General features: G+C 44.4%; 12 protein-coding genes and 3 pseudogenes. 2 read left to right on the top strand and 13 right to left on the bottom strand.

Going from position 1 to position 13,273, the window contains the following annotated elements; genetic code table 11:
- Positions 1-4: 4 nt before the first annotated feature.
- The 11 genes and pseudogenes from P3339_RS06540 to P3339_RS06490 all read right to left on the bottom strand — a co-directional run bounded on the left by P3339_RS06540 (position 5) and on the right by P3339_RS06490 (position 9,629).
- Positions 5-541, bottom strand: coding sequence for a hypothetical protein (locus tag P3339_RS06540; protein ID WP_282952789.1), 537 nt, complete (start codon positions 539-541; stop codon positions 5-7).
- The gene (locus P3339_RS06535; RefSeq protein ID WP_282952788.1) at positions 541-1,314 is read right to left on the bottom strand and encodes a hypothetical protein; all 774 of its coding nucleotides are present in this window, start codon (positions 1,312-1,314) and stop codon (positions 541-543) included. Before P3339_RS06535 ends, P3339_RS06540 begins: the two co-directional genes overlap by 1 nt.
- A gap of 2 nt (positions 1,315-1,316) precedes the next feature.
- The gene (locus P3339_RS06530) at positions 1,317-1,808 is read right to left on the bottom strand and encodes a lipopolysaccharide biosynthesis protein (RefSeq protein ID WP_282952787.1); all 492 of its coding nucleotides are present in this window, start codon (positions 1,806-1,808) and stop codon (positions 1,317-1,319) included.
- 23 nt (positions 1,809-1,831) lie between these two features.
- Positions 1,832-2,587 carry an oligosaccharide flippase family protein gene (locus P3339_RS06525; protein WP_282952786.1) on the bottom strand — a complete coding sequence of 252 codons (756 nt, stop codon included), beginning with the start codon at positions 2,585-2,587 and terminating at the stop codon, positions 1,832-1,834.
- Positions 2,562-3,674, bottom strand: a complete 1,113-nt coding sequence (locus P3339_RS06520) for a DegT/DnrJ/EryC1/StrS family aminotransferase (protein ID WP_282952785.1) — start codon at positions 3,672-3,674, stop codon at positions 2,562-2,564. The genes P3339_RS06525 and P3339_RS06520 overlap by 26 nt, the downstream gene beginning before the upstream one ends.
- A gap of 3 nt (positions 3,675-3,677) precedes the next feature.
- Positions 3,678-4,259 carry a UDP-2-acetamido-3-amino-2,3-dideoxy-D-glucuronate N-acetyltransferase gene (gene wbpD / locus P3339_RS06515; protein ID WP_282952784.1) on the bottom strand — a complete coding sequence of 194 codons (582 nt, stop codon included), beginning with the start codon at positions 4,257-4,259 and terminating at the stop codon, positions 3,678-3,680.
- A 56-nt stretch (positions 4,260-4,315) separates the two neighbouring features.
- Positions 4,316-5,262 (bottom strand): annotated as a pseudogene (gene wbpB / locus P3339_RS06510) (UDP-N-acetyl-2-amino-2-deoxy-D-glucuronate oxidase).
- A gap of 18 nt (positions 5,263-5,280) precedes the next feature.
- Positions 5,281-6,593: pseudogene (gene wbpA, locus P3339_RS06505) on the bottom strand (UDP-N-acetyl-D-glucosamine 6-dehydrogenase).
- A gap of 237 nt (positions 6,594-6,830) precedes the next feature.
- On the bottom strand, positions 6,831-7,928 hold the full coding sequence (locus P3339_RS06500) for an LPS O-antigen chain length determinant protein WzzB (protein WP_282952783.1): 1,098 nt from the start codon (positions 7,926-7,928) through the stop codon (positions 6,831-6,833).
- Positions 7,929-9,195: 1,267 nt separating this feature from the next.
- Positions 9,196-9,441 (bottom strand): GNAT family N-acetyltransferase, encoded by a 246-nt coding sequence (locus P3339_RS06495; RefSeq protein WP_353056918.1) that lies wholly within the window; start codon positions 9,439-9,441, stop codon positions 9,196-9,198.
- A 35-nt stretch (positions 9,442-9,476) separates the two neighbouring features.
- Positions 9,477-9,629 (bottom strand): hypothetical protein, encoded by a 153-nt coding sequence (locus tag P3339_RS06490; protein WP_282952781.1) that lies wholly within the window; start codon positions 9,627-9,629, stop codon positions 9,477-9,479.
- A gap of 28 nt (positions 9,630-9,657) precedes the next feature.
- Between P3339_RS06490 and P3339_RS06480 the strand changes: the two are divergent.
- Together P3339_RS06480 and P3339_RS06475 are read left to right on the top strand one after the other, a co-directional pair.
- Positions 9,658-10,256: pseudogene (locus P3339_RS06480) on the top strand (tRNA-uridine aminocarboxypropyltransferase).
- Positions 10,257-10,782: 526 nt separating this feature from the next.
- On the top strand, positions 10,783-11,382 hold the full coding sequence (locus tag P3339_RS06475; RefSeq protein ID WP_282952778.1) for a TetR/AcrR family transcriptional regulator: 600 nt from the start codon (positions 10,783-10,785) through the stop codon (positions 11,380-11,382).
- Positions 11,383-11,472: 90 nt separating this feature from the next.
- Here the strand turns inward: P3339_RS06475 and P3339_RS06470 are convergent, their stop codons facing one another.
- Positions 11,473-12,243, bottom strand: a complete 771-nt coding sequence (locus P3339_RS06470; protein ID WP_282952777.1) for a sulfite exporter TauE/SafE family protein — start codon at positions 12,241-12,243, stop codon at positions 11,473-11,475.
- Positions 12,244-12,246: 3 nt separating this feature from the next.
- Complete coding sequence (locus P3339_RS06465) at positions 12,247-13,035, bottom strand: TauD/TfdA family dioxygenase (RefSeq protein WP_282952776.1); 789 nt, start codon at positions 13,033-13,035, stop codon at positions 12,247-12,249.
- Positions 13,036-13,273: the final 238 nt, after the last annotated feature.

The following is a 13,273-nucleotide window of genomic DNA, read 5'->3' as shown; positions in this document are numbered from 1 at the left end:
CTCTTTAAGCAATAGTCGGCCCCTTATAGCTTCTATCACTACGTTCTAATTTCATATTGAATGCAGGTGAAAACAAAGATAAAACGAGCAAAACCACTAAGCCATTTGTAATTAGTGACACCTGTATTGGGCCATTCAGCATAGAAACGATATGAGGCAAAAATATCAAATAAGCATAATGACCATACTTATCCTCCAGCAACGACTGAGCAACTCCAAGAAGCAAGGCTGCAACTAATGTAGAGCCCAAAACCCCCAACCACCCGGCATTAATAAAGCCATCACCAAAAAAACCTGTATTTGCCCTTACAAATTTCCCCCAATATTCATTACCAACCATAACAAAGGGGTCAACATCATAGACAGGATCGACAAAATGTCTCAAAAAACTATTAGACCAATATACAAGCTGAGCATCAGAGAACATCTCAATTATAAATAGACTAATCACCCCATGCGCATAGACAACCCTATCTACAAGGAGGGCAGACACAGATTTATCTTCAGAGCCAAAATCATTCCAAAAAGCAACTAGAATCATTAGCAAAAACAGAGTGGAAACAAGGTGTACACCGACCCTTTTTTCCACAAGCCTGAAGTAACAAAGCCAACAACCATCAAAAACGGCACCAAAAGAGCCACTTTGAAGGCTGTTATTGAAAACACAACAAAAAAGCCAATCAGTGCAAGAACAATCAGATCAAGCCGGCGTCGCATCATGGATATCAACAAAAGAAGAGGCGAAAAAACCATAAACTGCCAATTCACAAAATATGAAACTACATTAGCCGATTCAGTATAAATCGCGCGCTGCATATAAATATTACTAATCGCACCAAATGAAAAAACATCCTTAAAAGTAAAAACTATAAGGCAAATATTCAAAATGTTAATCAAGAATAATACAAATAGGAATTGTGTCTTTCGAATATAGCCGAACCCACACCAATCAATTTTAAAACTCTTCAACCCAAAAAATACACCCATAATTGAGAACATCACAGATATAACAACCGCAAAGCATGAGACCTCCGAAAAAACATATCTAGGGTTGTAATATGGCATCAGAGAGAAAAAAGGGATAAAAAGGGTAAATAGTAAACAAGCGTTAAAGATCGCATATACACCCGACCTAATAAAGGCTGCCGGGATAGCCACCAAAACAACACAGAGAAGAGACACCACAAAAAGAGACACATTATGACTCTCATTTCTTAATGCGGCAAAAAGATTCCACTCATAAAAAAATGGATGCAAGACATAAAGCAATATAGAAAATAGAATAGAAGTCAGCAAAAAAACAAACTGTCTCATCCTTATGCCACCACTTGCTCGCGACGAACAAACGAATTAATACTGAAAACTGTTAGGATTATATTGAGCACATAAATAAGACACATAGAAACCCCATAAGCTCCAAGAGACTCCACATCCCCAAATCCAGTTAAAAAACACAAGACCAGCGCCAAATTAGGCACCAATAATCTAATCAGGTCCCAGAGAAGCTGAACATCTTGTCTATCTATAACATTGAGTGTCTGACTAAGAGGCGCAACTACAAACTGTCCCAAGAAAAAAGGAATAAGATATATGACATAATCTGTTACCTTTGACCACTGCGCGCCAAAAATATAGTCAACCCCCCACCAAAGAATGAGGGTAGCCGAGCAAACCAAAGGTAAACCGACGGCCAAGAGGTTTCGGCAAGATCGCAAATAAAACCCCAATAGCCGCTCAGGTTCAGACTCTTTAATCTTTGGGAGTTCAGAAAGGTAAACATTAGCGATCGCCATCCCTAAAAACGCCATAGGCGCACCCATAGCTCGATGTGCTAAAGAAAAAAACCTGCAGACGCAGCACCGTAAAGATAAACGAGAAGAAACGGAGTCAAATGTAAAGCACTAACATTCAAGACGCTTGCTGGCATAGAAAACAGTGGGAATCGTATATACCTGACAGCTACAACTTTCAATCTCGGATACGAAGGGAGCCGGGTATCTCTAATCACACCTGATAAAATCTTTATTGCACCCACTGCCTGGCTAAGCACATAGCCAGCCACAAGGGCAATCACACCAATACCCGCGAGTCCCAACCCTACCTGGGTCACGGCCTGAAATAAGCTCCGACTCACATTCGCCTTTGCTAAATCATTGAAAGATTTCCCCCTTACGGCCCAATAATTAGCAACTTGGAAAGCTCCAGCAAATATTACACCGATCGGCAAAAACCAAATTAATCCCTGATCCCCCCAAAATACAAACCCCGACGATGTTGTGAGCACGACAAAAACAAATACAAAAAAACCACTAACTAGAAGAACCCAAAGACATAAAAAGACTAGTGTTTGAGCTTGCTTTACATTTCGCACCTTTGGCAGGGCGAACTCATATCGTAAAGAACTTACTGCAAGCAAAATTGTAAGTGCTGATGTAAATACCGCCAAAAATCCAAATTCCTCTGGAGAGAAAATCCTTGTCAGGATCGGCGTCACCCCTAAAGTTATACCTTGGGCAATTGCGGCACTTCCCGCAAGAAGCATAACCGATGCTAGAAAGGAATTAACTTTCAGTTTGGCAAATAACACTTACCGCGGCTCCGTATGCTGTAGCAATAGCCGACAACTGCTGCTCTGACAAATAAGGATGCATTGGTAAACTCATCACTTCATTAGCGACTCGATCCCCTACAGGGAGAAAGCTTCTACTGTCTGCAACTGCGGGTTGCTTATTAAGCGGTATGGGGTAATGTACTGCGGTTGGGATGCCAGACCTGTGAAACTCAGCTAACAAATGCTCTCGCCCTTTAACACGAATGGTATATTGGGCATAGACACTAGTATTATGGGGCTCTACATAAGGAGTAAAGGTACACCCCACTTCATGTAACTTTCGGTTGTATAAGTCAGCGACCTGCTGACGCAAAACTATTTCTTCAGCAAAAATAGCTAGTTTAGGTAATAGTATCGCGGCTTGTAATGTATCCAGTCGGCTATTTACACCTACCCGAATGTGGTGATAGCGACGATCTTGTCCATGACGAGCAATTTGGCGAAGTACTTTTGCTAGCTCATCGTCATTTGTGAACAAGGCGCCACCATCACCGTAACACCCCAATGGCTTACTCGGGAAGAAGCTAGTGCATCCAACAGTCGTAAGATTACAAGAACGCTTACCTTTATAAGTAGCACCAAAGCTCTGTGCAGCATCTTCTATCACTGGTATACCATATTTAGCTGCAATGGCATTAATAGCATCCAAGTCGGCGCACTGACCATAAAGCGACACTGGGATAATCGCCTTCGTACGCGGAGTGATAGCAGCTTCCAGCAGGTGCGGGTCGAGGTTGTAAGTACGTGGATCAATATCCACGTATATCGGCTTCGCGCCCAGCAATACTACAGTTTCAGCAGTGGCAATATAAGAAAAACCAGGCGTGATAACCTCATCACCGGATTCAATGCCAAAAGCCATCAGAGCGATTTGTAGAGCGTCAGTACCGTTGGCGCAGGTAATGCAGTATTTAGCTCCAACAAAATCTGCCAGTTTTTCTTCCAGCTCTGAGACTTCCGGCCCTAGGATATATTTGCCATGAGTCAGGACACGCTGAATACCAGCATCGATTTTATCCTTGATGTGAACTTGCTGAGCTTTCAGGTCGATAAAGTCAATCATATATTACACACCCACTTTGCTGAGCATACTACCCTTCAACACATAGTGTGCATTCGTGTGTTGACAAACTACCTTCCCCTCGCCCATCACAGGTAATGCCAACTGCTCACCAAACTCACTCATCCAGCCGATCTGCCTCGCGGGAACGCCAACCATCAGCGCATAATCCGGCACATTCTTGTTCACCACTGCTCCCGCTCCGATAAAAGCGAACTCCCCGATAGTCACACCGCAAACGATTGTACAATTGGCCCCGAGAGTAGCCCCTTTTTTTACTAAAGTGTCCCTGTACTCATTTTTACGCTCAATCAAAGAGCGCGGGTTATAGACATTGGTGAAAACCATACTTGGCCCGCAGAATACTCCCTGCTCAAGGGTAACATTGTCGTATACTGATACGTTATTTTGCACCTTACAGTTATCGCCAATTACGACTTTGTTTCCGACAAAGACGTTCTGCCCTAATGACACCCCTTTACCTATACGTGCGCCACCACAAACGTGAACAAAATGCCACACACGAGAGCCGTCACCAATTTGCGCACCATCGTCAATGATGGCGCTTGAATGTTGGTAATGAGTCATATGAGGTCCTCTCTTTCAACTACTCTGACCACCAGCTAGCTGGCGCCTAAAACTTATCAAATGAGTTGCTGAAGGAATGGATGACCTTCCTGATTTTGAGGGCCAACAATGGCAGCAGAACGGATAGCATCTACGGTTTCAACGCAATGACGCGCATCTTCAATGCCATAGCCCCCCCAGAAAGGATCTCCCGGTAACTTGTAGTATGCAAGTCGGTAAAACCTTCAGAAAACTCCATCTCTTCTCCGCTTACAGTAATCGAGCGGTAGGTAGGCTTTTTGCCTTTAACCGAAGCAGGCAGGTCGTTAGCATCAATGGACAGAAACCAGCGAACACGAGCTTTTTCATATTCGAGATAACCCGCCGCTTTATGCTCACCAGTAAAATGCACGACACTTCTCTGCAAATTGCCAAAAATAAAATGCAACATATCGTAGAAGTGAACACCAATATTGGTCGCCACACCGAAGGATTTACGTGGATCGCCTTTCCAGCTCTCCATATACCATTTGCCCCGCGAGGTGATATAAGTAAGGTCCACATCATATTTATGCTCACTTGCCTCGCGGGCAACCTTATCCTTGAGATCAAGGATTGCCTGGTGGTGCCGCAGTTGAAGAATATTGTACACGCGTTTGCCGGTTTCTCGCTCGATCAGGGACAACTCATCAAGTATCACGGGAGTTGGAACCAACGGTTTCTCACAAATCACATCACAACCTAAACGCAAGCCAGCAGCGATATGAGCGTGATGCAAGTAGTTGGGCGAGCAGACGGAAACGTAATCTAATGCCGTCTCAGTGTTACGCTTCAAAGTCCAGGCATGCTCTGTAAATCGCTCGAATTCGGTGAAGAATTCACTTTGCGGAGAAATGCTGTCGATAATACCAACGGAATCATTGATATCATAAGCAGACACCAACTCGTTACCAGTGTCTTTGATTGCGCGCATATGGCGCGGAGCGATATAACCGGCCGCACCGATCAGGGCAAAACGTTTCAAAAGTGTAACTCCAGCAAATCAGGCTTTAATGATGTGGGCTTTAGGAACGCGGTATCTACCACGGCTATCAACGATCAAGCGCGCATGTTGACAAATCAGATCATAATCGAACTCATCATGGTCGGTCGCAAGAACAACAGCATCGAAACTAGCGAGCTTTTCAGCTGTCAGCGGCTCGCTGGACAGATTGAAATGGTGCTCACGCATTTTTGGAAAAACTGGCACATGAGGATCACTATAAGCCACCTGACCACCTTTAGCTTCCAGCAACTCCATAATTTCGACAGAAGGCGACTCGCGCATATCATCTACATTCTTTTTATAGGCGATACCGAGAACCAGCACCCTACTCCCTTTCAAAGCCTTGCCACTATCATTGAGGCCATCCACCAACTTATTGACGACATACTCGGGCATTGCCTGGTTGACCTCGCCAGATAGCTCGATAAATCGAGTATGCAAGCCATACTCTCGAGCTTTCCAAGTCAAGTAAAAAGGATCGATGGGGATACAATGCCCCCCAACCCCGGACCTGGATAGTAGGGAGTAAAGCCAAATGGCTTGGTAGCAGCTGCATCGACTACCTCGAAGATATCAATACCCATACGATCGGCAACCACCTTCATTTCGTTAACCAAGCCAATATTCACTGCGCGGTGAATATTTTCTAACAACTTGGTCATTTCCGCTGCCTTAGTCGAGCTGACAGAGACGACCTTATCGATTGCCTGCTCATACAATGCATTTCCGACCTCCAAGCAAGACTCAGTTTGACCACCAATCACCTTCGGAATCGTACGGGTTTCGAAATCAGGGTTACCTGGATCTTCCCTCTCAGGAGAATAAACTAAAAATATATTCTTACCGACATGCAGACCACTCTCCTCTATACGCGGCAACAGCTCTTCTTCAGTGGTGCCAGGATATGTAGTGCTCTCCAACGAAAGCACTTGAGCATTACGAAGATAGGGTTTAACCGCACTGACTGTACTGGTCACAAAACTCATGTCCGGCTCACGGTATTTATTGAGCGGAGTAGGTACACAGAGGATAAGAGCATCACATTCACTGACTCGCCGAAAATCGGTTGTAGCCTCAAAACCACTTTCCCGAGCGCTGGCAATTTTCTCACCAGGTATATGCTCAATGTAGCTCTGCCCAGTATTTAACTTAGAAACCTTATCCTCATCAATATCAATGCCGAGAACACAATAGCCAATATCGTTATAACGCAGCATCAAGGGAAGGCCAACATAGCCCAACCCAACTATACCTATGATGGCCTCTTTATTTTTGAGCTTAGCAATAATTTCTTGCTTAATCTCAGTCATCAGGTCTAACTCCGATTGAAAATTATTCTCTTTTGGGCTTGAGGTAACTAGGTGTGAGAGCAAACCTAATTCACATGCTAGATTTACTTCACTTATCCCATTAAATCGGACCACTCAAGGTCAAGCTACAACTAACTCAATGAGGTAGATGCTGTGCTCTACCCTACCAGCTCACACTTTCCCTAACCTTGCAAGCATTAATTAAATAGCCGGTCGATTTTCTCAACAAGTGGATTGTCAAGTTCTCAGCATTGGAGGCTCAGCTGAGCTTGAGAAATCATGGAATGCATCAGCTTCCTTACTGAACATCAAACGAACCAAAGCAATGAAGAGGCCAAGCATCCCTCCAAGAATAATACCCAGCGCCAAAATCAATGCCTTTCTAGGTTTAATGGGCGCATCTGGAACTTTTACAACACCATCCGGACGGGAAACAGCAAGCTCCTTCCCTGATATAGACTGGACTCCTTTGAGGAGGCTGAGCTGCTCTTCCACAAAGCGCAACGAAGGTATAAATGGATCATCCGAAGTACGACTTTCCAGTGCCTCGATCTCGGCATTGATCGCTTTAGTACCACGCATATACATTAAGTTACCACTCATAAAGGCCGACAGCTGTTCCGCCGCTTGCCCACTGAGTACTGGAGGGGAGCCCAACCCGACTTTACTCGCCACTGCTAAAGCCTCCCTAAGCTTAGAAAGGCGATCATTTTTGCGAATTTTTGCAAACTCCCTCAAGGTTTTGAGTTCTTGCTGGAGCTGCTGAATCCTCACTTCAGACTCTCGTTGAGTATGATTCAATACATTTGCCAAAGTTCGTCGAGTTACCTGATCTAAATACTGTCTAGCCCACTCTGCTGACTCAGCTGCATCATGGCTCTCTACAATAATCAAGTAAGCTGGCTGTCTTTTTGTAGGAGGTTTGACCCTCAATACTTCAGCAAATTTCTCGTATAGCCGATCCCGGGACCCTAAGCGTTGATCACTATCGAGGGATGGCATATACACTTCTTCGAAGAACTGTCGGCGGCTCTTTTCGGATTGAAGGTTACTTGTAAACTCAGAGAATATTTCGTTTACAGTAAAGGGCTTGAGTCCACTCTTGCTCCCTCGCGCTAAGTTAAAATCGGCAATATCGCTGAGTGTTGGCGGCAACAAACCAATACGCGCTTCGTAAACAGGCTTACTCAGGAATGCATAAAGTGCAGCTCCAAGGGTAACAACGAGAGTTACTAACGCTATCATCCACTTTTGAGCCCATAGGCCCTGCACCAAGGCAATCAAATCAATTTCGTCCCCCCCAGGTATGCCCCTGAGGTTATTAGCATTACTCACTTTCGATCCACCTTGTTTTGACTTATTTTCATTTACCACGAGAGCGAATGGACTCCCTAAGCGCTCGCGCAAAAACGGGGCATTTTGCCATCGCCCTCGTGCATTGCAACCCCCAAGACAAGTTGCTCTGGGGCAGGTCAACCGGTATCGAAGCTGGCCCGCTCCCTCATGCCCCCTTTATATTGTCAACTAACTTAGCTTCGACCAGAAAATTGCAAGGTTTTTCCTTTAGAGTACGGCTAACGTCAAACAAAGTGGCTTTACGTAGTTGTACGTGCACATCCAGATGCGACGCGACTACTACTTACTCGTAATTACCACAGGATAGATGTGGGTACATAGCCACACGTAACAGTGTTTGCACATTCTACTCGCACCCAACAAGCTAAGATTCGCTACCCACCCTACCAACCACGATTGGACAATCCCCAGAATCCAAATAATTAGCAGCATTTCGACGATGGAAATAGAAGGGGGTCGGAACATACAACACCCCAGCACCAAGCTAACCGACCATTATATACGAATTGAGAACCAAGTTACAGACCAAATCTCTTAATGAAGATTAATTCACTAGGGTGAATGGCTACCTTATTTTAGTACCGTGCCACCACTAATCACTCCCACCGCTCATCACCAGCTAAAGAAGTAACGACCGTCGGCTACATGCCTTTGAGTCAAAGCTATGGATTTTAACCAACCTCAAGCACCTTACCGCGAATCATGGGCCCATATTGTCTTGTTTGATACAGAAAGGGGAGCGCTTCGCTTGGCGAGCACATGAACCCAGCCCCCCCCAAATATGATTGTTGCGAGCCCCTCCCTCCAAGCCGGGATTTCAAGCAACTCTGCTCGAGTGGCCATCCAAGATACTCCCCGAAAGCTGAGAGTGGCCAAATAGTCCCCTCCTGTAAAAAACGCCAGCTACTACTTAAAAGAAAGTACAAGCCAGGAATTTCAATAACCAAGAGCATAGATGATGTAAACACCTAGCATGAAGACAAGACGCTCACTCCGTACCAGCCGAGGGAAACACACAATTGCCCATCTCCACCGGCGAAATAAGCTAGTCCACCGTTTAGCCCCAAAAAAAACGCATTATTCGAATAAAGAGCCTAAGGAATCAACACCCACTAAATTCCATAGGAAGAGCACCCAATTGATGGTGCCCATAGGGGAAGAAGTTTCACTTGAAGTGAAATTAAATATTAACTATGCCCCGCACCAACAAAGATTTAGCCTAGGCAAAAATACACAAACAGGACAGCTACCTATACCCCATCAACAAAATCCCACGGCCCTGCTTCAGATAACTGCGGTACAGGTCACCAACAGGCCCTACCAATACCTCAGCGCCGAGTCGCTTAAAGCCAAAGGATAAATAAAGGGGTTCCAAGTCAGTATACGGAAAGGTGTAAGTATTCTGGTTAAACCTTTCAGCCAGGAGCGCTAACAGGCTACGCGCCACTCCCCTCCCCTGATGCAACGGCGCCACCGAAACCCCAGCAAGCAGCCTGAAGGTGTCGTACCCCCTTAAGTAGCCACAAGCTACAATCTCCCCTTTTCATCCCGCACCACAGCACAGTCCTCATAACGCCTAGCTTTGCCTCGAAAGCCATGCATGCGATAAAATTTATTCGCCAGTGGTATCTCAATATCTGACAACCACTGAGCCCGATAGGAAGGCTGTGTTAACGTCACTATTCCGCCTGCATGATGTAGAAAAGAAATGCCCAGAAAAACCTGTGATACCTGCCTGCGCCCACAGAATGCGTGCTACTGTACCGCTCTGGTAAAGGTAGCTAATACCATAAAGGTGCTGATCATACAGCACCCTCTAGAGGGAAGCACCCATTTAATACCGGGCGTATGGCGCATCTTTGCCTCAGTAACAGTGAGATGATCATTGCTGAGAAGCTCTCAGGCTCAGAACTGGATACACTTCTCGACACACCTTCAGCACTCCTATACCCATCCCTAGGTTGGCTACCCGATAATATTGACTTGGATATCGATTCCTTTATAAGCGACAGTGACAGCAACCAACAACCGGTAATTACACAGCTGATAGTTATTGATGCTACCTGGAAAAAGTCTAAGAAGATTCTCCACTTAAACCCTCAACTTCAAACCCTTCCCAGAGTCAATCTCAGTGGTGGTTTAAAGTCCAATTACACAATTCGAAAAACCTCAATATCAAATGGTTTATCAACAATTGAAAGTATTGTCCAGGCAATGCAACTGCTTGAACAAAAAACTGATTTTCAAAGATTACTAAAGCCATTTGAGAGGATGATCGCCTTACAGAAACTTAGCTACCTGAACTAACCCTACTCGCCCCAACCCAAGTATTATTTCTACTACATGTGTTATTCCCCCTTAAAGGTATCAGCCGACCTGATTCCTTTAGCTAATTCCTCTACGGCCACAAAATCCCTTCATTAACAATTTGACTTACAAAAGACTCATTAAAAACTGGACCCCCATAACCAGCCAGTAAGAGCTAATCGAAAATATTCGTTTTCAACCCATACAGCCCTAAGAACGGGCAGGCAACATGGCCAAGCCATGACTTCTTGACGACATCTTCATAAAAAAACAATAGTTAACACCTTAAATCGAAAAAATATGTCGCAATGTCCAGACTGATACGTCTTTGCCTAATAGAAGCAGGCATAAGATGACTCCATAGGGATTAGACAGCTCTTTATGTCAAATAGATTGCCGTATTGAAGTCACATGAAGATTAACCAATCGGACGCTGCCAACGGTAACGCCTTTCTGGAGTTGTCAGAGGAAAGGCCCAAGCTATTAATTTTCATCAGAAAACGAATCCGCAACACACAGGAAACAGGTGAAAGACCAAAAGGCCCCAAATAAGCGCGCCTTGCGCGCAGACGCAGTGCGTAATGAGGATGCGTTACTGGAGACAGCCAAAAAGGTATTTCAAATTTCAGGTATGAATGCACCCGTCAGAGAGATTGCCGCTAAAGCCGGCGTGGGTATAGGTACCCTGTACCGCAGGTTCCCGCAGCGGTCAGATTTGGTGGCCAGCGTATTCCGTCGAGAAGTGGATGACTGCGCTGCGGAAGCCGCCACCCTTGCTGCTGAAAAGAGTCCGCTGCAAGCGCTAACCCTCTGGTTAAAGCGCTATGTTAATTTTCTCGCTGATAAAAAAGGATTGGCCGCAGCCCTCCATTCCGGTGATCCTGCATTCGAAGCACTGCCAGCCTATTTCCGTGAAAATTTCGAACCGGCCTTGGGTACACTACTCGCTGCAGTCATGAAATCCGGAGAAATTCAGGAAGAGGTTGATCCCTTTGATCTGTTACGCACGATCGGCAACCTGTCTGTCACAAGCAGTGAAGACGATATTCAACATACATATCGTATATTGGACTTACTGATTAAGGGATTGCAGTTTACTGGAGGTACTAAAGGGAAAGTAGGGTAATGCTTTTACATGTAAATTAATAATGGGGCTAGATGTAGCCCCACTTATCAATTAACTCATGGCGTTGTAGATATCCTCTTCTCCGTGGTTTCACGTCACTCCTGCCTCAATAGATACCAAATTTGCCACCCCTTGATAGACCAGCAAACACATAAAAAAAGATAAAGCATATCGAATCATCGAGCGATATCGGTCGCTATCAATTCTAGTCTGTAACCTAAAACCTACCACCAACCCTAAATAGGCAGCAATAGTTATTATGGATAACGGAATCAATTCAAATTCATTATAGGTTAGGTACAAAGAAAGAATCGCAAGTTGCATCAACTTACCGATAAAAAAGCAGATATTTGAGACAAAAATAATTTCCAGCTTGGATTTTGTCATTTCAAGCAGGTAGATCATAAGAATTGGCGCGATAGCATTTGTAGCGCCGCCTATTAATCCTGCCAACAGGCCCATTAGAACTGCAAAAAACTGTGGTCTTTTCGATAACGCAGATAAGTATTTTCTCAAGACTCCAGAGAACAGGTAAATTAATATGGACCCTGCGAGTAACAGCTTTAGAATATCAGGGTTAACCCATGTTAACAGCCATGCTCCTGACAAACTTCCCAACGAAACAAGAAGGATAACTAAACTATATTTAGACAAGTCAATCTGAAAACTCCTACATTTATATAAGCTTGATACTATCACCAACAGTGAAGGTACCATCGTTAAAATAACAGCAGCTTTCAGATCATAGACCAGTGCCAGAATGGGGGTCGAGAGCATTGGAAAGCCAAAGCCCAATGCTCCATGGAATAAGCCTGCAATCAATATTAAAAGCAAACCAACTAAAATTATCTCTATCGCCACTCGCTAAGCAACCCTCAAAGTAGCAGGCATATTGAAGCGTATGCGCTTAAGGTGCCTCTTCTTATCCTTTATCTTGGTCCTAGCATGAAGATAACGCCGATTATCTAACAATAATATTTGATTATCACCCAAATGAAATCTAAACATATTGTGTGGCAGCGAAATCTTCAGCTCAAGTTCACTTAATGCCTCCAGCTCATCCTTAGAACAAAGGCTTCGCTCGATAATATCATACCTATATCTAAACCCATGGCTTTCATCAATTAGGGTCGCCTCAATAAAGCTGGCTTTTTTATGGAATTCTTCTGGCACTCTTAATCTAAACCTCTTATTTGAAAGTATTTGAAAAGCTCTCTCGCTAAAGCTCTCAATAATCCTATCAGCACATACCAAAACACTTTCACCTCCTCCAAGAGTATCTGCTCTCACCACATGAAGGCCGAAGTACCCTGGCATTTCCTGCTCAAAGGCACCATCATTGTGCAGATTAAATTCCCGGTCGCCATGCGATATTGCAAGTGCCTCATCGCCTGTTTCTCCACCAATCCTAACGTCCCATACTGTGCGCCCCCTTCCATCATGTTCATGAATTAAGCCTATGGTACTGACTATATTCTTCATAATTTCGGCTGAATCATCTGGAAAGCCCAACCGTATTAGTACGATACCTTTTTTAAGTAGCGCTATTTTATAACTTTCATATTCATAGTCAGAGTTCGAGCCCAAATTAAAGCAGCAATAATCTGGAACCCTAAGTGGTATAGCATGAGATGATAAATGTAACGATGACATAGCTAGCTCCCTCTATGGTTTCACAATTTCCAACGTAAGGTATGTCTGCGATCACTGACAATCAATGAAGAGCAAGCTTTATGCCAGAAATGATCAGCGCATCACAAATTGTTGCATTTTGGCAATTGATTATTCCCTGAGTTATCTATCAGCTCCAACAACGTAGCTGTACAATATGGTCAAGAGTTCAAATACCTGATGTACCTGTAGCTTGCTCCAGATAAGTGATAGCGATACC

The sequence above is a fragment of the Microbulbifer sp. MLAF003 genome, assembly GCF_030012965.1.
Classification (GTDB): domain Bacteria; phylum Pseudomonadota; class Gammaproteobacteria; order Pseudomonadales; family Cellvibrionaceae; genus Microbulbifer; species Microbulbifer variabilis.
The sequence above is the reverse complement of the archived record's forward strand: the minus strand, read 5'-3'. Positions and strand labels throughout refer to the sequence as shown.